The 20,137-nt window shown below is 62.2% G+C and carries 19 protein-coding genes; 10 read left to right on the top strand and 9 right to left on the bottom strand.

What is annotated here, in order from left to right; translation table 11 throughout:
* The first annotated feature begins 3 nt into the window (after positions 1-3).
* Both ACXX81_RS15490 and ACXX81_RS15485 read left to right on the top strand, forming a co-directional pair.
* Positions 4-453, top strand: a complete 450-nt coding sequence (locus ACXX81_RS15490) for a YcgN family cysteine cluster protein (RefSeq protein WP_458571992.1) — start codon at positions 4-6, stop codon at positions 451-453.
* 13 nt (positions 454-466) lie between these two features.
* Complete coding sequence (locus ACXX81_RS15485) at positions 467-1,687, top strand: hypothetical protein (protein WP_458571991.1); 1,221 nt, start codon at positions 467-469, stop codon at positions 1,685-1,687.
* Positions 1,688-1,832: 145 nt separating this feature from the next.
* Here ACXX81_RS15485 and ACXX81_RS15480 read toward each other — a convergent pair whose 3' ends face one another.
* The 3 genes from ACXX81_RS15480 to ACXX81_RS15470 all read right to left on the bottom strand — a co-directional run bounded on the left by ACXX81_RS15480 (position 1,833) and on the right by ACXX81_RS15470 (position 3,253).
* Complete coding sequence (locus ACXX81_RS15480; RefSeq protein ID WP_231422120.1) at positions 1,833-2,183, bottom strand: YgaP family membrane protein; 351 nt, start codon at positions 2,181-2,183, stop codon at positions 1,833-1,835.
* A gap of 67 nt (positions 2,184-2,250) precedes the next feature.
* Positions 2,251-2,718, bottom strand: a complete 468-nt coding sequence (locus ACXX81_RS15475) for an RNA methyltransferase (RefSeq protein ID WP_003189607.1) — start codon at positions 2,716-2,718, stop codon at positions 2,251-2,253.
* 160 nt (positions 2,719-2,878) lie between these two features.
* On the bottom strand, positions 2,879-3,253 hold the full coding sequence (locus ACXX81_RS15470; RefSeq protein ID WP_003172528.1) for a YajD family HNH nuclease: 375 nt from the start codon (positions 3,251-3,253) through the stop codon (positions 2,879-2,881).
* A 97-nt stretch (positions 3,254-3,350) separates the two neighbouring features.
* Between ACXX81_RS15470 and ACXX81_RS15465 the strand changes: the two genes are divergently transcribed.
* The gene (locus ACXX81_RS15465) at positions 3,351-4,271 is read left to right on the top strand and encodes a ParB/Srx family N-terminal domain-containing protein (protein WP_458571990.1); all 921 of its coding nucleotides are present in this window, start codon (positions 3,351-3,353) and stop codon (positions 4,269-4,271) included.
* Positions 4,272-4,394: 123 nt separating this feature from the next.
* On the opposite strand, the gene ACXX81_RS15460 is transcribed toward ACXX81_RS15465, so the two are convergent.
* Positions 4,395-5,081: a spermine/spermidine synthase domain-containing protein gene (locus ACXX81_RS15460; RefSeq protein WP_231422123.1), complete on the bottom strand. Its 687-nt coding sequence runs from the start codon at positions 5,079-5,081 to the stop codon at positions 4,395-4,397.
* Between the two features lie 78 nt (positions 5,082-5,159).
* On the opposite strand from ACXX81_RS15460, the gene ACXX81_RS15455 reads away from it, so the two are divergent.
* Positions 5,160-5,444, top strand: a complete 285-nt coding sequence (locus ACXX81_RS15455) for a hypothetical protein (RefSeq protein WP_209990041.1) — start codon at positions 5,160-5,162, stop codon at positions 5,442-5,444.
* Here ACXX81_RS15455 and ACXX81_RS15450 read toward each other — a convergent pair.
* Positions 5,441-7,486, bottom strand: coding sequence for a S9 family peptidase (locus ACXX81_RS15450; RefSeq protein WP_209990043.1), 2,046 nt, complete (start codon positions 7,484-7,486; stop codon positions 5,441-5,443). The genes ACXX81_RS15455 and ACXX81_RS15450 overlap by 4 nt on opposite strands.
* 24 nt (positions 7,487-7,510) lie before the next feature.
* On the opposite strand from ACXX81_RS15450, the gene ACXX81_RS15445 reads away from it, so the two are divergent.
* The 3 genes from ACXX81_RS15445 to ACXX81_RS15435 are packed head-to-tail and all read left to right on the top strand — an operon-like array spanning position 7,511 to position 9,393.
* Entirely contained in the window at positions 7,511-8,041 is a 531-nt protein-coding gene (locus tag ACXX81_RS15445; protein ID WP_057009543.1) for a hypothetical protein, read from the top strand.
* 21 nt (positions 8,042-8,062) lie between these two features.
* Positions 8,063-8,839: a class II glutamine amidotransferase gene (locus ACXX81_RS15440; protein ID WP_003234016.1), complete on the top strand. Its 777-nt coding sequence runs from the start codon at positions 8,063-8,065 to the stop codon at positions 8,837-8,839.
* Between the two features lie 11 nt (positions 8,840-8,850).
* A complete protein-coding gene (locus tag ACXX81_RS15435) occupies positions 8,851-9,393 on the top strand; it encodes a DUF2937 family protein (protein ID WP_057009544.1) in 543 nt (180 codons plus the stop codon).
* A 651-nt stretch (positions 9,394-10,044) separates the two neighbouring features.
* Here the strand turns inward: ACXX81_RS15435 and ACXX81_RS15430 are convergent.
* The 3 genes from ACXX81_RS15430 to ACXX81_RS15420 all read right to left on the bottom strand — a co-directional run bounded on the left by ACXX81_RS15430 (position 10,045) and on the right by ACXX81_RS15420 (position 13,358).
* Positions 10,045-11,223, bottom strand: a complete 1,179-nt coding sequence (locus ACXX81_RS15430) for a vWA domain-containing protein (RefSeq protein ID WP_209990055.1) — start codon at positions 11,221-11,223, stop codon at positions 10,045-10,047.
* Positions 11,223-12,068, bottom strand: a complete 846-nt coding sequence (locus tag ACXX81_RS15425) for an AAA family ATPase (protein WP_209990058.1) — start codon at positions 12,066-12,068, stop codon at positions 11,223-11,225. Before ACXX81_RS15425 ends, ACXX81_RS15430 begins: the two co-directional genes overlap by 1 nt.
* Before the next feature lie 213 nt (positions 12,069-12,281).
* Complete coding sequence (locus ACXX81_RS15420) at positions 12,282-13,358, bottom strand: DUF748 domain-containing protein (protein WP_209990060.1); 1,077 nt, start codon at positions 13,356-13,358, stop codon at positions 12,282-12,284.
* Positions 13,359-13,482: 124 nt separating this feature from the next.
* Here ACXX81_RS15420 and cysK point away from each other — a divergent pair, with 124 nt between their 5' ends.
* Both cysK and ACXX81_RS15410 read left to right on the top strand, forming a co-directional pair.
* Positions 13,483-14,457 carry a cysteine synthase A gene (gene cysK / locus ACXX81_RS15415; protein ID WP_231422131.1) on the top strand — a complete coding sequence of 325 codons (975 nt, stop codon included), beginning with the start codon at positions 13,483-13,485 and terminating at the stop codon, positions 14,455-14,457.
* Between the two features lie 144 nt (positions 14,458-14,601).
* On the top strand, positions 14,602-15,540 hold the full coding sequence (locus ACXX81_RS15410) for an aspartyl/asparaginyl beta-hydroxylase domain-containing protein (RefSeq protein WP_458571989.1): 939 nt from the start codon (positions 14,602-14,604) through the stop codon (positions 15,538-15,540).
* Positions 15,541-16,034: 494 nt separating this feature from the next.
* Here the strand turns inward: ACXX81_RS15410 and acnA are convergent, their stop codons facing one another.
* Positions 16,035-18,776, bottom strand: a complete 2,742-nt coding sequence (acnA, locus tag ACXX81_RS15405) for an aconitate hydratase AcnA (RefSeq protein WP_209990067.1) — start codon at positions 18,774-18,776, stop codon at positions 16,035-16,037.
* Between the two features lie 189 nt (positions 18,777-18,965).
* Between acnA and rlmM the strand changes: the two genes are divergently transcribed.
* Positions 18,966-20,042: a 23S rRNA (cytidine(2498)-2'-O)-methyltransferase RlmM gene (gene rlmM / locus ACXX81_RS15400; protein ID WP_209990070.1), complete on the top strand. Its 1,077-nt coding sequence runs from the start codon at positions 18,966-18,968 to the stop codon at positions 20,040-20,042.
* The last annotated feature ends 95 nt before the right edge of the window (positions 20,043-20,137 follow it).

Genomic DNA, 20,137 nt, shown 5'->3' with positions numbered 1-20,137 from the left:
GCCATGGCCGCCAAAGTCGAACCCTTCTGGATACGCAAAACCCTTGAACACCTCGACCATGAAGAATGGGAGTCGTTGTGCGACGGCTGCGGCCTGTGCTGCCTGCAAAAGCTTGAAGATGAAGACGACAACAGCGTCTATTACACGCGCATTGCCTGCAAACTGCTCGACCTGAACACTTGCCAATGCACCGATTACCCCAACCGCAGGGCCTCGGTGCCCGATTGCATCCAGCTCACCCCCGGCCAGGCCGACCAGTTCAAATGGCTGCCGCCCACCTGCGGCTACCGGCTGGTCAGCGAGCGCAAGGACCTGCCGTTGTGGCACCACCTGGTCTGCGGCGACCGCGACGCCGTGCACCACGAACGCATTTCCCAGTCCGGGCGCATGCTCAGCGAAGGCAGCGTGCCCGAGGATGACTGGGAGGATTACCTGATTTTCCGCGCGGGCTGAACCAGGAGTGGGTATGAGGGAAGTGATCAAGCTGGCGGTCGCCCTGACGCTGCTGACAATGAGCAGCTCGGCCTGGTGTGCGAAAAAGGTCGACCTGGACTATCACGTCAAGCTGCTGCCCCAGAGCGATCAGGCCGAAGTGCGCGTGAGCCTGTCCCACGGCGCGGCGGTGCGCAGCCTGAATTTCGAGCTGGGCCACGCGGGCGACTACAGCGACTTCAAGGCCGACGGCCAGTGGACGGTCACCGGCAGCCGTGGCCTGTGGCAACCCGATGCCGACAAGGCCAGCCTCACTTACCGCGTGCGCCTGAGCCATGCGCGCAAGCCGGGTACCTATGAAGCGCGGATAACGCCGAGCTGGGCGCTGTTTCGCGGTGAAGACCTGGTGCCGACCGCGCACCTGGACCAGCAGGACGGTGTCGAACTGGTCTCGCGCCTGGTGTTCGAGCTGCCGCCCGGCTGGAAAAGCGTCGAGACCGCCTGGCCGCGCATCGGCAAGCACAAATTCCGCATCGACAATGTGTCGCGCCTGTTCGACCGGCCCACCGGCTGGATGCTCGCCGGCACCCTCGGCAGCCGCCGCGTGCGCCTGGGGGACACCGACGTCACCGTGGCCTCGCCCAAGGGCCAGGCCATGCGCCGCATGGATGTGCTGACCTTGCTGACCTTCGTCTGGCCGCAGGTGGAGGCCGCGTTCCCGCGTCACCCGGCCAAGCTGCTGGTGGTGGGCGCCAGCGACCCGATGCGCCGTGGCGCGTTTGCGGCGCGCGACTCGATCTACCTCAACAGCCGCACGCCGCTGGTGAGTGAGAGCGGCAGCAGCCCATTGCTGCGTGAAGTGGTGCAGGCCATCGGGCGATTCAATGACCATGACACCAGCGACTGGATCAGCGAAGGGTTCGGCGAGTTTTATGCGATTGAGTTGATGCGCCGTGCCGGCGGGATTACCGATGAGCGCTATGCCGCAATTCAGGCGCGGCTGGGCAAGCAGGGCAAGGACGTGACCAGCCTGCGCGGCGAACACGTCAGCGGCGCCACGGTGGCGCGGGCGGTGCTGGTGTTGCAGGACCTGGACCGCGAGATCCGCGTGAAGACGCATAACAAGCGGTCCCTGGATGATCTGGCACAGGCGGTGATGCGGGCTGACAGCGTCAACACGGCGCAATTTGTGCAGTTGGCTGAAAGCATTATCGGTGAGCCATCAACGGTGCTCGATTCCAGATTACTGCACTGATCTGGAAGCACACACACCAGGGCAAATGTGGGAGGGGGCTTGCTCCCGATGGCGGTAGTTCAGTCACTGATGTGTTGACTGACACACTGCCATCGGGAGCAAGCCCCCTCCCACATTTGGATGTTCAACAGGCATGAAAGCCTGATCAGCCGGTGGTTTTTACCGCTTTCTCGGCGGCCACTTCGGCTTTGGTCTTGAGGTTGTTCAGCTCTGCGCCGGCCCGTTCAATCTTGGTGCGCAGGCTGTTCATCTCCTGACGACCCTGCTCCAGCTTGTCCTTGAGCGAACTGTGGCCGGTAAAGCCGCGCTTGAGCGCCACGCCGCCGATTGCCACCTGGATCAGGCCGAACACGCCGCCACGGCGCAGGCCTTTGCCCAGCATGATGAAACCGCCGGCCACCGAGCCGATGCGTTCCCAGCCGTGCACGTTTTGCTCATGCTGCGGGGCGGGCTGCAGGTGCTCGATGATAGGTCGCAGGTGTGTGCTGTCACTCATGATCCGTCTCCAACAAGGGCTAGTGTAAATAGCTGACTGCTGGCCGGCGCCGGATGTTCCCGAAAAATCAGTACTTGGGCCCCGAGCGGGTGTTGTTGCCCTTGGCCAGGCGGTCGTAGAGCACCACATTGACGGTGGCGGCAAGGTTCATGCAGCCGGTGGTCGGGATGTACACCACGTCTTCGCACCAGTCGCGGATCTCTTTATCCAGCGAGCCGTCTTCGGGGCCGAAGATATACAGCGCGCGGTCGGGATGGGTGTATTCGGGCAGCGGACGGGCGCCTTCCACCAGCTCCACGGCAACCGGGATGCAGCCCAGAGGCAGGATTTTCTTCAGGTCATCGATGCCGATCAGCGGAATGTCGTGGTGGACCTTTTTGGTGTCGGTGATGAAATCCCGCGCGCGCTCGTAACGCACGCCGGTGTAGAACACCGAGGCCACGCCGTAGCAGCCGGCGGCACGCATCACCGAGCCGACGTTCTCGGGTGATTTGGGGTTATACAGACCAATGCAGCTGTAGCGTTTATTGCCCACGGGGAAGGGTGCCTTGACGAAAAGGCGCGATTATACGGCCTTGAAGTGATGCGGTGCTTGCACGATCGCTGTCGGGAGCAAGCCCCTCCCACTGTTGGACTGCATTTCAGTGTGGGAGGGGGCTTGCCCCCGATGAGGCCGGTACAGGCGATGACGATGTTCAGCTGTCTTTCTTCATCAACCCCGCCAACGCCGCAAACGGGTTGTGCGTGGCCTTGGCAATCGTCGGGCTGCTGGTGGAGCCTTCGCCGAAATACTGCTGGTCGGTGTAGCGCGAGTGCTCGTTGTCATGGCAATACAGGCACAGCAATTCCCAGTTGGAGCCATCCTGAGGATTGTCATCATGGTTATGGTTGCGGTGGTGTACGGTCAGTTCGCTCAGGCGTTTGCCGGCGAACTCACGGGCGCAGCGGCCGCACACGTGGGGGTACATTTTCAGGGCTTTGTCGCGATAGCCCATTTCCCGGTCGCGCTGGGCATCGGCGAGAATGCGGTCCAGCTTGGCGGTGTGGGAGGGCGGGTTGGTCGAGCTCATCATGGCTCCTGGCTGTTTGAGGGTTCACGGATACCGTGGATTCTAGCCGCTCGCGCGCTAAATAACCGCTTCACTTTAGCCATAAGGATTCAACTTCATGCGTCTGCATTCATGGATTGCTGCATTGCTGCTGTATGGGGTGACTGCCCACGCCCACGCCCTTTCTGTGCCCAGGCCCGGGCAGGTGATCGAAGTGGCCCTCGAGCAGTTGCATCCCACTCAGGCCGTGGTGGGTTTTGAGCAGATCTATTACAGCCTGGGGTTGTTCGCCGCCAAACCGGCCAAGGTCTTTGACGAGTACTGCGAAACCAACGGTCAGGGCGAAGCGAAAAAGGTGCCGAAAAAGGCCGACCTGCATCACCCCGAGAGCTTTACCTGCGAGGATCCGGTAGGTGCTCACCCGGATGAGATGAAAACCGTCGTGGTCGGCCCCGGCGGCCAACTGTACCTGACCGACGGTCACCACAGCTTCACCACGCTGTGGGAAGTGCCCGGCGGCGGGGCGCGCTTGAAAATGTGGGTCCGGGTGACCGACGATTTCAGCAGCAGCCCGGACATGAACACCTTCTGGCAGCGTATGGCAGCGGCGCGCAAAGTCTGGCTCAAGGACAGTCAGGGCCAGACCCTGGCGCCTGAGCAGTTGCCGGCGCATCTGGGCTTCAAGCACCTGCAGAACGACACCTTTCGCAGCCTGGTGTATTTCACCCGCAAGGCCGCCTATGGCAAGCCGGACGATGGCGAGATTGCCCCCGAATTTCTGGAGTTTTACTGGGGCGACTGGCTGCGCACGCAGATTGATTTGAGCCAGTACAACCTGGACAGCAAAGGTGGCTACAAGGACGCCATCGAAGCCGTTGCCAAGCGCATGGTCAGCCTGGCGCCAGGCTCGAAGGTGGGTGACAGCGGGTTTACCGCTCATCAACTGGGCGGCATGAGCGAGCTGGATCGCAAGGCGCTGGAGAAAACCTTCGAGAATAAAGTGCCGTACATCTTTGATTACCGCAAATCCCTGCGCTGAAACAGGTTAGAAATGTGGGAGGGGGCTTGCTTCCGATAGCAGTGTGTCAGTCAACACATCGGTGACTGAGCTACCGCTATCGGGAGCAAGCCCCCTCCCACAGGGGATTTGTGGTGTCTGGTATCAGGCTTTCAGTTTTTCGGCGATCCAGATGGTGTGCCGGGTGCCTTTGTTGCCATGGGCAAATACCTGCACTTCTTCGGCCTTGAAGCCGGCCTTGCGCAGTTTGTCGCTGAACAGCCTGTCGGCGCTGGCCGACCACACGGCCAGTACGCCCTTGGGCCGCAGTGCCTTGGCACAGGCGGCCAGGCCAGCGGCGGAGTAGAGCCAGCTGTTGGCTTTTTGCGTGAGGCCTTCGGGGCCGTTGTCGACGTCGAGCATGATCGCGTCAAAGCCCTGGGGTTCGGCCTGCAGCACCTTGGCCACGTCTTCCAGGCGGATCACGGTGCGCGGGTCCAGCAGCGGGCGGCCGGATTTTTCGCCCAGCGGGCCGCGGTTCCACTCCACCACGCCGGGCACCAGCTCGGCCACCACCACTTCGGCGGTCTTGCCCAGGTGCTTGAGCGCCGAAGCCAGGGTAAAACCCATGCCCAGCCCGCCGATCAATACCCGTGAACCGGGACGCCCGGCCACCTTGCGGCAGGGAATTTCCGCCAGGGCATCCTCGGAGCCGTGCATGCGGGTGTTCATCAGTTGGCCGCCGTCACCGCCCTGGATCTTGATGACAAAATCCTCGCCGTATTCGAACAGGCACAGGGCGCCGCCGTTGTCGGGGATCGGGGTGGTGTCGAGCAGAATGAAACGTTTCATGGAAATCTCATTGGGAAGGGCATTCTTGCGCGGTTGGGAGTAGCCTTGAGGCATTCCGGTCAGGCCATGGAGCCATCGATGAAGTGCAGCATTCTAACGGTCATTGTACTCGGCGCGCTCACATTGGGTGCCGCGCAGGCGCAGGAGGTGCAGAGCGTACCGGCCGCCCCCGCGCCAACCCCAGGCGCGCCGGGCACTCCGACGCCGACGCTGTACCCGCAGGTGACGCCGCCGGCGTTGCCTAAAGCCAACGCCGACGGCTCGCCGGCGCTGGTGCCGATCGTGTTGCCGACGCCGCCCAAGGACCAGACAGTGCCTGGCCTGCAGCAGAACGACAGCAAACCGAAGACTCCCGGTGGTTAAGCGTCGAGTGCCAGCGCCTTGAACACAAACGCGTATTCCAGCGCCACGTCGCGTAGCCCCTGGTAGCGACCGCTCATCCCGCCGTGGCCGGCACCCAGTTCGGTCTTGAGCAGCAGCAGGTTGTCGGAGGTGGCGGTGTCGCGCAGCTTGGCGACCCATTTGGCCGCTTCCCAGTACTGCACGCGGCTGTCGTTGTAGCCGGCGATCACCAGCAGCGCCGGGTAGGCCTGGGCGCTGACGTTTTCGTACGGCGCATACGCCTTGATGCGCGCATACACCTCGGGCTCTTCGGGGTTGCCCCATTCGTCGTACTCGGTGATCGTCAGCGGCAGCTCCGGGTCGAGCATGGTGTTGAGCACATCCACAAACGGCACTTCGGCAATCGCCGCCTGGAACAGCGCCGGACGCTGGTTGAGCACCGCGCCGATCAACAGACCGCCGGCACTGCCGCCGCTGATCGCCAGTTGCCGGGAGGTGGTCAGGCCCTCGGCAATCAGGTGTTCGGCGCAGGCGATAAAGTCGCTGAAGGTGTTCTGCTTGTGGGCCTGCTTGCCGTTGCGGTACCAGGCTTCCCCCAGCTCGCCGCCACCGCGCACGTGGGCGATGGCGAACGCCACGCCACGGTCCAGCAGGCTTAGGCGCGCGTGGGAGAACCACGGGTCGAGGCTCTGGCCGTAGGCGCCGTAACCGTAGAGGTACAGCGGGGTCGGCTTGCCCAGTTGGTCGCGCTTGATCACCAGGCTGATCGGCACCTGAGTGCCGTCGGCCGAGGTGGCCCACAGGCGCTGGCTGACGTAGTCATCGGCATTGAATGCGCCGAGTACCGGGGTTTCCTTGAGTACCTGTTGCGCGCCGCTGGCCAGCTCCAACTGACGCACCTGGGCCGGGCGATTCAGCGCTTCGTAGCGCAGGCGGATCCTGTCGCTGGGGAATTCCAGGCTGTTCTGTACGTAGAGGCTGTAGGCGGCGTCGGGTAACTCCACGCGATAGGCCGGCACGCCCTCGGCGTGCACTTCGATCACCGGCAGGCCGCCGATGCGCAGGCTCAGGGTCATGGCGCGGGCGTTCAGGCTCACGCCGTCGAGCATCACCTCGTCGCTGTGGGGGATCAGCGTGTGCCAGTCGGCCTCGCCGGGCACGGTGCCGGTGTCGGCGGCGACAAACAGCGCGTAATTGATGCCGTCGCGGTTGCTGCGGATAAACCAGGTCCACTCACCGTCAAGCTGGCCGTGGTCGACATCGTATTCATGGTCTTCGACGCGAGGCGCCAGGCAGGTGAAGTCCAGGTGCGGCTGGCCTGCGTCCAGTGCCCAGATTTCGCTGGTGGTCTTGCTGCCCAGGGCCAGCAGCAGCTGGCGCTCGGAACTGGAACGGTAGCAGTGCAGGAAGAAACGCCCGTCGGGTTCGTGGAACACTTCCTGCGCCGCCGTGCCGTCCAGGCGATAGCGATACAGCTTGTGCGGGCGATGGGTGTCGTCCAGCTCGCCAAAAAACAGGGTGAGGCTGTCATTGGCCCAGGTCATGCTGCCGTCGCAGTCCTGGAATTCCAGTTCGCTGACCTTGCCCGAGGACAATTCCTTGACGAACAGGGTGTAGATCTCTTCGCCACTGGTGTCGAGGCTGTAGGCCAGGCGCTGGTGGTCGGGGCTGATGCTGAAGGCGCCCAGCGAGAAAAAGCCGCCGCCAGCCAAGGCGTTCGGGTCCAGCAGCAGTTCTTCGCTGTCCTCATCCACCTGATTGCTGTCGTCGACAGGGCGGCGGCAGCGGTAGTGGCGGGCGTATTCGTCGCCGGCGGTGGTGCGCGTGTAATACAGATACGGGCCCCACGGGGAGGGCAGCGACAGGTCGGTCTCGAGGATGCGGCCCTTGATTTCCTCGAACAGCGTGTCGCGCAGCGCCTGCTGGTCGGCGAGCTGGGCTTGCTGCCAGGCGTTTTCGGCCTTGAGGTAGTCGAGGACGTCTGCGTTATCGCGCTCCTGCAACCAGGCGTACGGGTCTGGACCTGGGGCCTTGCGGGCGATCGGGGCATTGGATAGGGGCATGGATCACTCTCTGTCTGGCGGACGGTGGCAGGCATTGCAGCCGCGACACGCAAAAGCCGTTATCATAGCCGCCTCTTTGCCAGCCTTGCCATGGACACCATGACCGAGAACGATTATCTGATTGCCTGGGGCCTTTACGCCTTCGCCGCATTGGGCTGCCTGTTGGTGTGGTGGCGCATGACCCGCTGGATCTGGCGCTGGCTGCGCGAGCCACTGCAATTGCTGATGGCGGTGCTGCTGTTCAGCCCGACCATCGTCGATCCGGTCAAGACCCAGTTTGCGCCGGCCGTGGCCATTACCGCGCTGGACCTGGTGCTCAAGGTCGGCAACAACGCCTGGCGGGCGATTTCCGATTTGTTCATGTACACGATGATCGTCTTCGCCGTGTATATCGTCATCGTGTTGATCCGCTGGCCCATCGAGCGCGCCGCCAATGCGCGCCGCGAGCGCAAGGCTGCGTTCGATGCGGCGCTGGCCCAGGAGCCGGCTGAAGACGACGAGCCTTTCCACCGTCCGGCACCCGCCAGCGGCACGCGGGTCGAACCGCGCCTTTAACGTTGCAGCGAGAGCCCTGGCATGTGTGAATTATTGGGCATGAGTGCCAACGTCCCCACCGATATCGTGTTCAGCTTTACCGGGCTGATGCAGCGCGGCGGGCGCACCGGCCCGCACCGTGACGGTTGGGGCATTGCCTTTTACGAAGGCCGTGGCCTGCGCCTGTTCCAGGACCCGGCGGCGAGCAGCGAGTCGGAAGTCGCGCTGCTGGTGCAGCGTTATCCCATCAAGAGCGAAGTGGTGATCGGGCATATCCGCCAGGCCAACGTCGGCAAGGTCAGCCTGGCCAACACCCACCCGTTCGTGCGCGAGCTGTGGGGCCGCAACTGGTGCTTCGCCCACAACGGCCAACTGGCGCAGTTCAATCCGCGCGCCACTTTTTACCGCCCGGTGGGCGACACCGACAGCGAAGCGGCCTTCTGCGATCTGCTCAACCGTGTGCGCGAAGCCTTCCCTGAACCGGTGGACATCGAGCAGGTGCTGCCCGACCTGATCGCCGCCTGCACCGAATACCGCAGCAAGGGCGTATTCAACTGCCTGCTCAGCGACGGCGACTGGCTGTTTTGCTATTGCACGACTAAATTGGCGCAGATCACCCGACGCGCACCCTTTGGCCCGGCGCGCTTGAAGGATGTCGACGTGATCGTCGATTTCCAGGCCGAAACCACGCCCAATGACGTGGTGACGGTGATTGCCACCGAACCGTTGACCGACAACGAAAACTGGACCCGCTACGAACCGGGCCAATGGAGCCTGTGGCGACGCGGTGAATGCGTCAGCCAGGGCGTTACCGAGTAAGGATATCGACCATGTTGCTCAGCTATCTGCGGTTGGTGCTGTTTGCCATTGGCCTGTTGGTCGGCGTGCAAGTGCCGGGTTTCATCAACGACTACGCCAAGCGCGTCGAAGCCCACCTGATCGAGGCCCAGACCGGCCTGCGCGGGTTCGAGACCACCGCGCAGCAGTTTTTCAAGGGCGACCTGCAGGCGCTGGTGGCCCATTACCGCGCCAGTGATGACCCGGTGTTCCAGAGCGACGCCAACAGCCTGGGTGCCATGCTTGACCGCCAGCTTGCGTTGGACAAGCAGTTCCAGGCCATGCAAGGCCCCTGGTACATCCGCGCCCTGCAGGTGGCGGTGGCCGCCGACCCGGACATTCGCCGGGAGACCTGGAATGGCTACAGTTACCAGATCCTGCTGACCCCCGAAGCGATGGGCTGGGGGTTGGGTGGGGCGATGCTGTTGTCGTTCGGCATCGAATGCCTGTTCCGCCTGATCGACTGGGTGGTGCTGGGCGGCAAGCGCCTGCGCCAGAGCCGTCCGATTGAAGAGCGTGACCTCAAAGGCCTTTAAATAGCGGCTCGGTCCACTGTGGGAGCCAGCCCCCTCTTATCAAACACAAAATAACTTTTTGATTTAAAACCTGAAATTTCAGGCAGCCAGTTTCCTGTGGCGAGCAGGCTTGTCCTGCGTTGGGCTGCGCAGCAGCCCCAAAGCCGTGCTCCGGGCAGGGTCAGGTACACCGCGTTTTCCTTGATTGGGGGCGCTGCGCCCCCCAATGCCGTTCAGTTAAGCCAGCGTGATGTTCAAAGCAAAGAGCGGTGCGACTTTTTCGGTGTACATATCCGTTTCTGCTGTAACGGCTGCTGGCGGTTCCGCTCTTACAGCGGCTCACTTTTGAAAAGCGCAAAAGTAAGCAAAACGCTCTTGCCCCAACACTCGGCACCTCGCCTAGGCTCGGTGTGCCCGAACGCAGGCTTTGGAGCGTGGGCCGCCGCGATGGGCCATCCATGGCCCAGCGCGGCTAACCCGGCGTCCTGCCGGGTTACCCACGCTCCAAAGCCTGCGTTCGGCCAGCGTGTTTGACGGGGCGCCTAAGATCAAGATCAAGATCAAGAGCGCGGCGGCCTGAGAGCCGACCGAAATGGCAAGCCCGCTCGCCACAGAGGCCCCAGTTTGCTGCGCGACAGCGCTACGTCGAAGAGGTAGTGGGGACTCCCACCGTTATTTGGATAGAAAGCGCATGCCTTCTTCCAGCCCGCGCAACGTCAGCGGGTACATCTGATCTTCCACCAACTCGCGCACAATCCCCGTCGACGCCGTATAGCCCCAGGTGTCCTTCGGGTACGGATTGATCCAGATCAGCTTCTTGTACTTGGCCATGAAGCGCTGCATCCACACATAGCCCGGCTCCTCGTTCCAGTGTTCGACGCTGCCGCCGGCCTGGGTGATTTCATAGGGCGCCATCGACGCGTCGCCGATAAAGATCACTTTGTAATCGGCGCCGTACTTGTGCAGCAGGTCCTGGGTTGAGGTGCGCTCCGAGGTGCGGCGCTGGTTGTTCTTCCACACCGACTCGTACACGAAGTTGTGGAAGTAGAAGTACTCCAGGTGTTTGAACTCGGTCTTGCACGCAGAGAACAGCTCTTCGCAGATCTTCACATGGGCGTCCATCGAGCCGCCGATATCGAACAGCAGCAACAGCTTGATGGTGTTGCGCCGTTCCGGGCGCATCTGGATATTCAGCAGGCCGGCGTCGCGCGCGGTGTGATCGATGGTACCGTCGATGTCCAGCTCTTCGGCCGCACCCTGGCGCGCGAATTTGCGCAGGCGGCGCAGGGCCACCTTGATGTTGCGCGTGCCCAGCTCGACCTGATCGTCGAGGTTCTTGTACTCGCGCTGGTCCCACACCTTCACGGCCTTGCCCTTGCGCTCGCCGGCATCGCCCACGCGTATGCCTTCCGGGTTGTAGCCGCCGGAACCAAACGGGCTGGTGCCGCCGGTGCCGATCCACTTATTGCCGCCGGCGTGGCGTTCCTTCTGTTCTTCCAGGCGTTTCTTGAATGCCTCTATGAGCTTGTCGAGGCCGCCGAGGGACTGGATCTGCGCGCGTTCCTCATCGCTCAGCGAGCGTTCGAACTCCTTGCGCAGCCAGTCCTCGGGGATCAGCGCCTGCAGGTGGTCGTCGAGTTTTTCCAGGCCGTTGAAGTAGGCCCCGAAGGCGCGGTCGAACTTGTCGAAATGCCGCTCGTCCTTGACCAGAATCGCCCGCGCCAGGTAGTAGAACTCGTCCATGTCGGCGAAGGTCACGCGTTGTTTGAGCGCGTTGATCAGGTCAAGCAGCTCGCGCACCGACACCGGCACCTTGGCGGCGCGCATTTCATTGAACAGGTTGAGCAGCATCAGCGATTACCGCGACGGCTCATGAACGCCAGCCGTTCCAGCAACTGCACGTCCTGCTCGTTCTTGACCAGTGCGCCGGCCAGCGGCGGAATGGCTTTGGTCGGGTCGCGCTCGCGCAGCACTGCTTCGCCGATGTTGTCGGCCATCAGCAGCTTGAGCCAGTCGACCAGTTCGGAGGTGGAAGGTTTTTTCTTCAGGCCCGGCACTTTGCGCACGTCGAAGAACACGTCCAGCGCTTCGCTGACCAGATCCTTCTTGATGTCGGGGTAGTGCACATCGACGATTTTCTGCAGGGTGGTGCGGTCGGGGAAGGCGATGTAGTGGAAGAAGCAGCGGCGCAGGAACGCGTCCGGCAGCTCTTTTTCGTTGTTGGAGGTAATGATGATGATCGGGCGTTTCTTCGCCTTGATGGTCTCGTCGATTTCGTAGACGTAGAACTCCATCTTGTCGAGTTCCTGCAACAGGTCGTTGGGGAATTCGATATCGGCCTTGTCGATTTCATCGATCAGCAGGATCACCCGCTCTTCGGCCTCGAAGGCCTCCCACAGCTTGCCTTTCTTCAGGTAGTTGCGTACGTCGTGCACCTTGTCCACGCCCAACTGCGAGTCGCGCAGGCGGCTGACCGCGTCGTACTCGTAGAGGCCCTGGTGCGCCTTGGTAGTGGATTTGATGTGCCAGGTGATCAGCCGGGCGCCGAAGGATTCGGCCAGCTGTTCGGCGAGCATGGTCTTGCCGGTGCCCGGTTCGCCCTTGACCAGCAGCGGCCGCTCCAGGGTGATGGCGGCGTTGACGGCCAGTTTCAGGTCATCGGTAGCCACATAGGCCTGGGTGCCTTCGAACTTCATCGGTGTGTCCTCGGATTCATCAATGCCCGGACTATACCGCGCGGCCCCGGCGACTGTGAACGCAGACGGGTTATTCAGTCTCTGAATGGACGGTCACGTTCATTCCCGGCCAATGCAATCAATGTGGGAGGGGGCTTGCCCCCGATAGCGTTGGTTCAGTCATGGATGTATAAACTGACACACCGCCCTCGGGAGCAAGTCCCTCTCACCGTTTTAATCGGCGCTCGGCTTGGGTTGTTCGTAACGGGCATTGAAGGCCTGGATGAAGCCATTGCGCAGGATCGCGATGACCGCGCCAAACGCGCTGACATTCTGCTGATGCACGCTGCCGCTCAATTCCACGCGGGTGGCGAACTGATTTTTACGCTGGTTCTTGAGCACCGTCTCGCTGGCGCCGACCACGGCTTCCCAGATCGAACGGAAGATATTCTTGTCCTTGTTTTCGACATCCTGCTGCCAGTCGAACACTTCCACATCGCGCAGCAGCGGCTTTATATAGCCGCGCAGCTGGCCTTTCTCGGCCTGGGCTTCGATCACTACATCGCCGGTGCCGGCCTTGAAATCGAACTTGCCATAGGCCGAGGCGAAGTCATTCATGCGCGTCAGTTGCAGGTCGCGGGCACGGAAGCGGAACTCGAACTCTTCGAAATCGCTCAGTGGGTCGAAGGTGGCGTTGGCTTCCAGAGGTGCCTGGCCTTGCAGCAGCGCCTTGCCTTCAAAGCGTGCGTCGCGCTTGCCTTCCACGTCCACCACGTTGGTCAGGTTGTAGAAACTGGCGTTGACCCCGGTGGCGTTGATATTGACCTTTGGCTTGGAGGTGAAGTTGTGGAACGCGATCTTGCCGTCTTCGATGCGCATTTCGTTGAGGGTGATCGGCAGCAGCTTGCTCAGTTGTTCCTGCCAGTCGGTGCCTTTACCGGTCTGGGACGCGGCCTTGTTGGCGCCGCCGTCGACGAAGTTGATTTCCGGACGCACAAAATGCCCCTCGGCGACCACCGCATGGTCGTACCACAGCGAATGCCAGCTCACCGCGAACTCGATCAGCGGCGCCTTGACGAAGGGCACCGGTACCTTGCCGTCCACCTTGACGATCTGCAGGCCGTTGATCCGGTAGGCGCCGCGCCACAGCGCGAGGTCCACGTCGGCAATTTCGCCACGGTAATCGCCCATGTTGGCGAGCTTTTCGTTCAGGTAATTGCGCACCAGATAGGGCAGGGCGATGTTCAGTGCCACCAGGAAAACCACCAGTGCGGCGACGGTCCAAAGTGGCCAGCTGTAGCGACGTTTCATGAAAGGCTCCTCCGTGCAGATAGGGTGTGGACTGCCGCAGCTGGCGCAACGTTCCGCCGACTGGACGCCTCAAAGCCTGAGGCATACCCTTGTGGCCTTGTTCACATTGCCCCAGGGACCCGTCATGAGCCGCATTTTTGCAGATAACGCGCACTCCATCGGTAACACGCCTCTTGTTCAGATCAACCGCATTGCGCCGCGCGGCGTGACCATCCTGGCGAAGATCGAGGGGCGCAACCCGGGCTATTCGGTGAAGTGCCGCATTGGCGCCAACATGATCTGGGACGCCGAAGGCAACGGCAAACTCAAGCCGGGCATGACCATTGTCGAGCCCACCTCCGGCAACACCGGTATCGGCCTGGCCTTTGTCGCTGCGGCCCGTGGCTACAAACTGCTGCTGACCATGCCGGCGTCCATGAGTATCGAGCGGCGCAAGGTGCTCAAGGCCCTGGGCGCCGAACTGGTGCTGACCGAACCGGCCAAAGGCATGAAAGGCGCCATCGACAAAGCCGCTGAAATCGTCGCCGGCGACCCGGCCACCTACTTTATGCCGGCCCAGTTCGAAAACCCGGCCAACCCTGCCATCCACGAAAAAACCACCGGCCCGGAAATCTGGAACGACACCGACGGCGCGGTGGACGTGCTGGTGGCGGGCGTGGGCACCGGCGGCACCATCACCGGTGTGTCGCGCTACATCAAGCACACCGCGGGCAAGCCGATCCTGTCGGTGGCGGTCGAACCGATGGCGTCGCCGGTGATCACCCAGGCGCTGGCCGGTGAAGAGATCAAGCCGAGCCCGCACAAGATCCAGGGGATCGGCGCCGGTTTTGTGCCCAAAAACCTCGACCTGTCGATGGTCGACCGCGTTGAGCGGGTGACCGATGAGGAATCCAAGGCCATGGCCCGGCGCCTGATGCAGGAGGAGGGCATCCTCTGCGGTATCTCCTGTGGCGCGGCGATGGCGGTGGCCGTGCGTCTGGCCGAGAAACCGGAGATGCAGGGCAAGACCATCGTGGTGATCCTGCCGGACTCGGGTGAGCGTTACCTGTCGAGCATGTTGTTCAGCGACTTGTTCACCGATCAGGAGAACCAGGCGTGATGCTCACCACAACTGCCGGCTGATCGCCGGGGTTGATTTGTGTCAGCTGGTCAGCCGGGGCCTTCTGCATACTGGTCCAAATGTTTATCATGGCCGGCTGCTACGTCTGCTGTTGGCCAGGCGCTTATTTTCAGGAGTTGCTGCATGACCTTTTCTTTGGCCGCCAAGTTGTCGGTGTTGCTGCTGTTTATCGGCAGTACGCTGTATGTGCACCTGCGCGGCAAGGCCCGTTTGCCGATGTTGCGCCAGTTCGTCAACCATTCGGCGCTGTTCGCCCCGTATAACGCCTTGATGTACCTGTTCTCCGCGGTACCGTCCAAACCTTACCTGGACCGCAGCAAGTTCCCGGAGCTGGACGTGCTCAAGGATAACTGGGAAGTGATCCGCGAAGAGGCCATGCACCTGTTTGACGAGGGTTACATCCGCGCGGCCGAAAAGAACAATGACGCCGGTTTCGGTTCGTTCTTCAAGAAGGGCTGGAAGCGTTTCTACCTCAAGTGGTACGACAAACCGCTGCCGTCGGCCGAGGCCCTGTGCCCGAAGACTGTGGCGCTGGTGAGCAGCATCCCCAACGTCAAGGGCGCGATGTTTGCGCTGTTGCCGGGTGGCAGCCACCTCAACCCGCACCGCGATCCGTTTGCCGGGTCCTTGCGTTATCACCTGGGCCTGTCCACGCCCAACTCCGACGATTGCCGCATCTTTGTCGACGGCCAGGTTTACGCCTGGCGCGATGGGGAAGACGTGATGTTCGACGAAACCTATGTGCACTGGGTGAAGAACGAAACCGAGCAGACTCGGGTGATCCTGTTTTGCGACATTGAACGTCCGCTGAGCAACCGTCTGATGACCCGTCTCAACCGTTGGGTCAGTAAGCAGCTGGGGCGCGCGACTGCGCCGCAGAATCTGGATGATGAGCGGGTGGGTGGGATTAACCAGGCTTATGCGTGGAGCAAGACGTTCAGCGACAGGTTCAGCGGTCGGGTTAAACAGTTCAAGCGCAAGTATCCCCAGGCTTACCGGATTGCGCGGCCGGTGCTGGCGGTGGTGGTGTTGGTGTTGTTGTGGAAGTGGTTGTTTGGCTGATTTGGTGGGGGATGGGGGCTCTTGGTGTTGGTGTACATATCCGTTGCTGCGGTAACGGCTACGTAGGGTTCCGCCCTTACGGCGGGTCACTTTTGGAAAAGAGCCCGGAATGCCGGCCCAGCCAAAAGTAACCAAAAGGGCTCTTGCCCCACCACTCGGCACCTCGCTTAGGCTCGGTGTGCCCGCACGCAGGCTTGAATCCGTGGGCCGCCGCGATGGGCCATCCTTGGCCCAGCGCGGCTAACCCGGCGTCCTGCCGGGTTACCCACGGATTCAAGCCTGCGTGCGGCCAGCGTGGTTGACGGGGCGCCTGAGATCAAGATCAAGATCAAGATCAAAAGCCAAAGCAAAGCGGTGTGATATGTATCAGACAAATGGAGATCAAATGTGGGAGGGGGCTTGCTCCCGATGGCAGTGGGTCAGCTACAAACAAGCTGACTGACCCACCGTCATCGGGAGCAAGCCCCCTCCCACATTTGCATCTCCAGTGTTGCTTATGAGGCGATCAACTGGCGCAGCACGTAGTGCAGGATGCCACCGGCCTTGAAGTATTCCACTTCATTGAGCGTATCGATCCGGCACAGCACTTCCACTTTCTCGCTGCTGCCATCCTCCCGCGTAATCACCAGCGTCAGGTTCATGCGCGGTACGATCTCCACGTCGGTGAGGCCGAGGATGTCGATTTTCTCCTTGCCGGTGAGTTTGAGCGATTTGCGGTTCTGATCCAGCTTGAACTGCAACGGCAACACACCCATGCCCACCAGATTGGAGCGGTGAATCCGTTCGAAGCTTTCGGCAATGACTGCCTTGACGCCCAGCAGGTTGGTGCCCTTGGCCGCCCAGTCGCGGCTGGAGCCGGTGCCGTATTCCTGGCCGGCGATCACCACCAGCGGCGTGCCTGCGGCCTGGTATTTCATCGCTGCGTCGTAGATCGCCATGCGCTCGCCGGTGGGGATGTACAACGTATTGCCGCCTTCTTCGCCGCCTAGCATTTCATTGCGGATGCGGATATTGGCAAAGGTGCCGCGCATCATCACTTCATGGTTGCCCCGGCGTGAGCCGTAGGAGTTGAAGTCGCGCGGTTCCACGCCTTGCTCTTGCAGGTAGCGCCCGGCGGGGCTGTCGACCTTGATGTTGCCGGCAGGCGAGATGTGGTCGGTGGTCACCGAGTCGCCCAGCAGCGCCAGCACGTTGGCGCCCGTGACGTCCTTGATCACCGGCAGGGGGCCGGCAATGTCGTCGAAGAACGGCGGGTGCTGAATATAGGTGGAGTCCTGCTGCCACACGTAGGTAGCGGCCTGGGGCACCTCGATTGCCTGCCATTGCTCGTCACCGGCGAACACTTCGGCGTATTCCTTGTGGAACATGCCCGTGGTGACTTGTGCCACGGCGTCGGCGATCTCTTTGCTGCTCGGCCAGATGTCTTTCAGGTACACCGGATTGCCGTCCTTATCGTTACCCAGCGGCTCGCTGCTGATATCGATACGCACGGTGCCGGCCAGCGCATAGGCCACCACCAGGGGCGGCGAGGCCAGCCAGTTGGTTTTGACCAGCGGGTGCACGCGGCCCTCGAAGTTGCGATTGCCGGACAGCACCGAGGCCACGGCGAGGTCGGCGGTCTGGATGGCTTTTTCAATCGGCTCGGGCAGCGGCCCGGAGTTGCCGATGCAGGTGGTGCAGCCGTAGCCCACCAGGTCGAAACCGAGTTTATCCAGGTACTGGGTGAGGCCTGCGGCGTGGTAATAGTCGGTGACCACCTTGGAGCCCGGCGCCAGGGAGGTCTTGACCCACGGCTTGCGGGTCAGGCCCTTTTCCACGGCCTTTTTTGCCACCAGCCCGGCAGCCATCATCACGCTGGGGTTGGAGGTGTTGGTGCAGGACGTGATGGCGGCGATCACCACCGCGCCGTTTTTCAGGCGATAGGTGGTGCCTTCGTATTCGTAGTCGGCCTCGCCCACCAGGTCTGCATTGCCCACGGCCACGCCACCGCCGCCTTCGCTTTCAAGGCGGCCTTCTTCCTTGTTGGTCGGCTTGAATTGCAGGTCGAGAAAATCGCTGAACGCCTGGCCCACATTCGGCAGCGCCACGCGGTCCTGTGGGCGCTTCGGCCCGGCCAGGCTGGCTTCGACGCTGCCCATGTCCAGCGCCAGGCTGTCGGTGAACACCGGCTCTTGCCCTGCGTTACGCCACAGGCCCTGGGCCTTGGTGTAGGCCTCCACCAGTTTCACGGTTTCGCTGGGGCGACCGGACAGGCGCAGGTAGTCCAGCGTCACGTCGTCCACCGGGAAAAACCCGCAGGTGGCGCCGTATTCCGGGGCCATGTTGGCGATGGTGGCGCGGTCGGCCAGCGGCAGGTCAGCCAGGCCATCGCCGTAGAATTCGACGAATTTACCCACCACGCCTTTTTTGCGCAGCATCTGGGTGACGGTCAGCACCAGGTCGGTGGCGGTAATGCCTTCTTTCAATTTGCCGGTGAGCTTGAAGCCGATCACTTCCGGGATCAGCATCGACACCGGCTGGCCGAGCATGGCCGCTTCCGCTTCAATACCGCCCACGCCCCAGCCGAGCACGCCCAGGCCGTTGATCATGGTGGTGTGGGAGTCGGTGCCCACCAGGGTGTCGGGGAAGGCGTAAGTGCGGCCGTCTTCGTCCTTGGTCCACACGGTGCGGCCCAGGTATTCGAGGTTGACCTGGTGGCAGATGCCGGTGCCCGGTGGCACCACGCTGAAGTTGTCGAAGGCGCTCTGGCCCCAGCGCAGGAAGGCGTAGCGTTCGCCGTTGCGCTGCATCTCGATGTCGACGTTCTGCTCGAAGGCGTCGGCGTTGCCGAACTTGTCGACCATCACAGAGTGGTCAATGACCAGGTCCACGGGGGACAACGGGTTGATGCGCTGCGGGTCGCCACCGGCCTTGGCCACGGCGGCGCGCATGGCGGCGAGGTCGACCACGGCAGGTACGCCGGTAAAATCCTGCATCAGGACGCGGGCGGGGCGGTACTGGATCTCGCGGTCGGACTGGCGCTCTTTGAGCCAGGCGGCGATGGCCTTGAGGTCGGCGCCGGTGACGGTCTTGTCGTCTTCCCAGCGCAGCAGGTTTTCCAGCAGCACTTTGAGCGACATCGGCAGCTTGTCCAGGTCGCCCAGGCTCTTGGCGGCCTCGGGCAGGCTGAAATAGTGGTAGGTCTTGTTGTCGATTTGCAGGGTCTTAAGGGTTCTCAGGCTATCAAGGGATGACATGACACGACTCCTTATGGTCCGCACGGCTACGGACCTGGCGGGACGAACAGAGCGTTTAACTTAGCCCTGTTTTGAGTAGCAGGCTAATAACTGGACTGCCGGGTGAAGTCCAAGGTTCCGAACTCGGCTATCATGCGCGCGTTTTCATGACAGGCCTTGCACGACAGCAAGCCGGTGCCAGGAGATTCAATGAACACCCTTTTTATGCACTGCCGTCCAGGTTTCGAGGGCGAAGTCTGCTCCGAGATCGCCGAGCATGCCGCGCGCCTTAACGTTTCCGGTTACGCCAAGGCCAAGACCGGCAGCGCCTGCGCCGAGTTCGTCTGCACCGAGGACGACGGCGCCCAGCGCCTGATGCACGGCCAGCGCTTCGCCGAATTGATCTTCCCCCGGCAGTGGGCGCGCGGGGTGTTCATCGACCTGCCGGAAACCGACCGCATCAGCGTGATCCTCGCGCACCTGCATCCATTCCCGGTGTGCGGCAGCCTGTGGCTGGAGATGGTTGACACCAACGACGGCAAGGAGCTGTCGAACTTCTGCAAAAAATTCGAAGTGCACCTGCGCAAGGCCCTGCTCAATGCCGGCAAGCTGGTGGACGACCCGAGCAAGCCACGCCTGCTGCTGACCTTCAAAAGTGGCCGCGAAGTGTTCATGGGTCTGGCCGAGTCGAACAATTCGGCGATGTGGCCGATGGGCATCCCGCGTCTGAAATTCCCGCGTGACGCGCCCAGCCGCTCGACCCTGAAGCTGGAAGAGGCCTGGCATCACTTTATCCCCCGCGACCAGTGGGACGAGCGCCTGCACGGCGACATGACCGGTGTCGACCTCGGCGCCGCCCCCGGCGGCTGGACCTGGCAACTGGTCAACCGGGGCATGCTGGTGACCGCCATCGACAACGGCCCCATGGCCGAAAGCCTGATGGACACGGGCCTGGTGCAGCACTTGATGGCCGACGGTTTCACCTTCGTGCCAAAACAGCCGGTGGACTGGATGGTGTGTGACATTGTCGAGAAACCGGCGCGCAATGCCGCGCTGCTGGAAACCTGGATCGGCGAAGGCCATTGCCACGAGGCGGTGGTGAACCTGAAGCTGCCGATGAAGCAGCGTTATGCCGAGGTCAAACGCCTGCTGGAGCGGATCGAAGAGGGCTTCAAGGCGCGCGGTATTCGTGTGGAGATTGGCTGCAAGCAGCTGTATCACGACCGGGAGGAGGTGACCTGCCACCTGCGTCGGCTTGAGTCTGCAAGGAAACCCAAGAGACACTGACCGCCCCTGAGGGAGCGGGCTTGCCCGCGATAGCGGTATAGCTGTCGAAATTATGTTGAATGTGCCCCCGTCATCGCGGGCAAACCCGCTCCCAC

This window comes from Pseudomonas sp. GNP013, from assembly GCF_054343995.1.
Note: the sequence above shows the minus strand (reverse complement) of the source record. Positions and strands in the feature narration are given on the sequence as shown.

Bases quoted from the DNA above. Each gene is read 5' to 3' on its own strand.
- ACXX81_RS15490 (WP_458571992.1), top strand. From the start codon at position 4: ATGGCCGCCAAAGTCGAACCCTTCTGGATACGCAAAACCCTTGAACAC.
- ACXX81_RS15485 (WP_458571991.1), top strand. From the start codon at position 467: ATGAGGGAAGTGATCAAGCTGGCGGTCGCCCTGACGCTGCTGACAATG.
- ACXX81_RS15480 (WP_231422120.1), bottom strand. From the start codon at position 2,183: ATGAGTGACAGCACACACCTGCGACCTATCATCGAGCACCTGCAGCCC.
- ACXX81_RS15470 (WP_003172528.1), bottom strand. From the start codon at position 3,253: ATGAGCTCGACCAACCCGCCCTCCCACACCGCCAAGCTGGACCGCATT.
- ACXX81_RS15465 (WP_458571990.1), top strand. From the start codon at position 3,351: ATGCGTCTGCATTCATGGATTGCTGCATTGCTGCTGTATGGGGTGACT.
- ACXX81_RS15460 (WP_231422123.1), bottom strand. From the start codon at position 5,081: ATGAAACGTTTCATTCTGCTCGACACCACCCCGATCCCCGACAACGGC.
- ACXX81_RS15455 (WP_209990041.1), top strand. From the start codon at position 5,160: ATGAAGTGCAGCATTCTAACGGTCATTGTACTCGGCGCGCTCACATTG.
- ACXX81_RS15450 (WP_209990043.1), bottom strand. From the start codon at position 7,486: ATGCCCCTATCCAATGCCCCGATCGCCCGCAAGGCCCCAGGTCCAGAC.
- ACXX81_RS15440 (WP_003234016.1), top strand. From the start codon at position 8,063: ATGTGTGAATTATTGGGCATGAGTGCCAACGTCCCCACCGATATCGTG.
- ACXX81_RS15435 (WP_057009544.1), top strand. From the start codon at position 8,851: ATGTTGCTCAGCTATCTGCGGTTGGTGCTGTTTGCCATTGGCCTGTTG.
- ACXX81_RS15430 (WP_209990055.1), bottom strand. From the start codon at position 11,223: ATGCTGCTCAACCTGTTCAATGAAATGCGCGCCGCCAAGGTGCCGGTG.
- ACXX81_RS15425 (WP_209990058.1), bottom strand. From the start codon at position 12,068: ATGAAGTTCGAAGGCACCCAGGCCTATGTGGCTACCGATGACCTGAAA.
- ACXX81_RS15420 (WP_209990060.1), bottom strand. From the start codon at position 13,358: ATGAAACGTCGCTACAGCTGGCCACTTTGGACCGTCGCCGCACTGGTG.
- cysK (WP_231422131.1), top strand. From the start codon at position 13,483: ATGAGCCGCATTTTTGCAGATAACGCGCACTCCATCGGTAACACGCCT.
- ACXX81_RS15410 (WP_458571989.1), top strand. From the start codon at position 14,602: ATGACCTTTTCTTTGGCCGCCAAGTTGTCGGTGTTGCTGCTGTTTATC.
- acnA (WP_209990067.1), bottom strand. From the start codon at position 18,776: ATGTCATCCCTTGATAGCCTGAGAACCCTTAAGACCCTGCAAATCGAC.
- rlmM (WP_209990070.1), top strand. From the start codon at position 18,966: ATGAACACCCTTTTTATGCACTGCCGTCCAGGTTTCGAGGGCGAAGTC.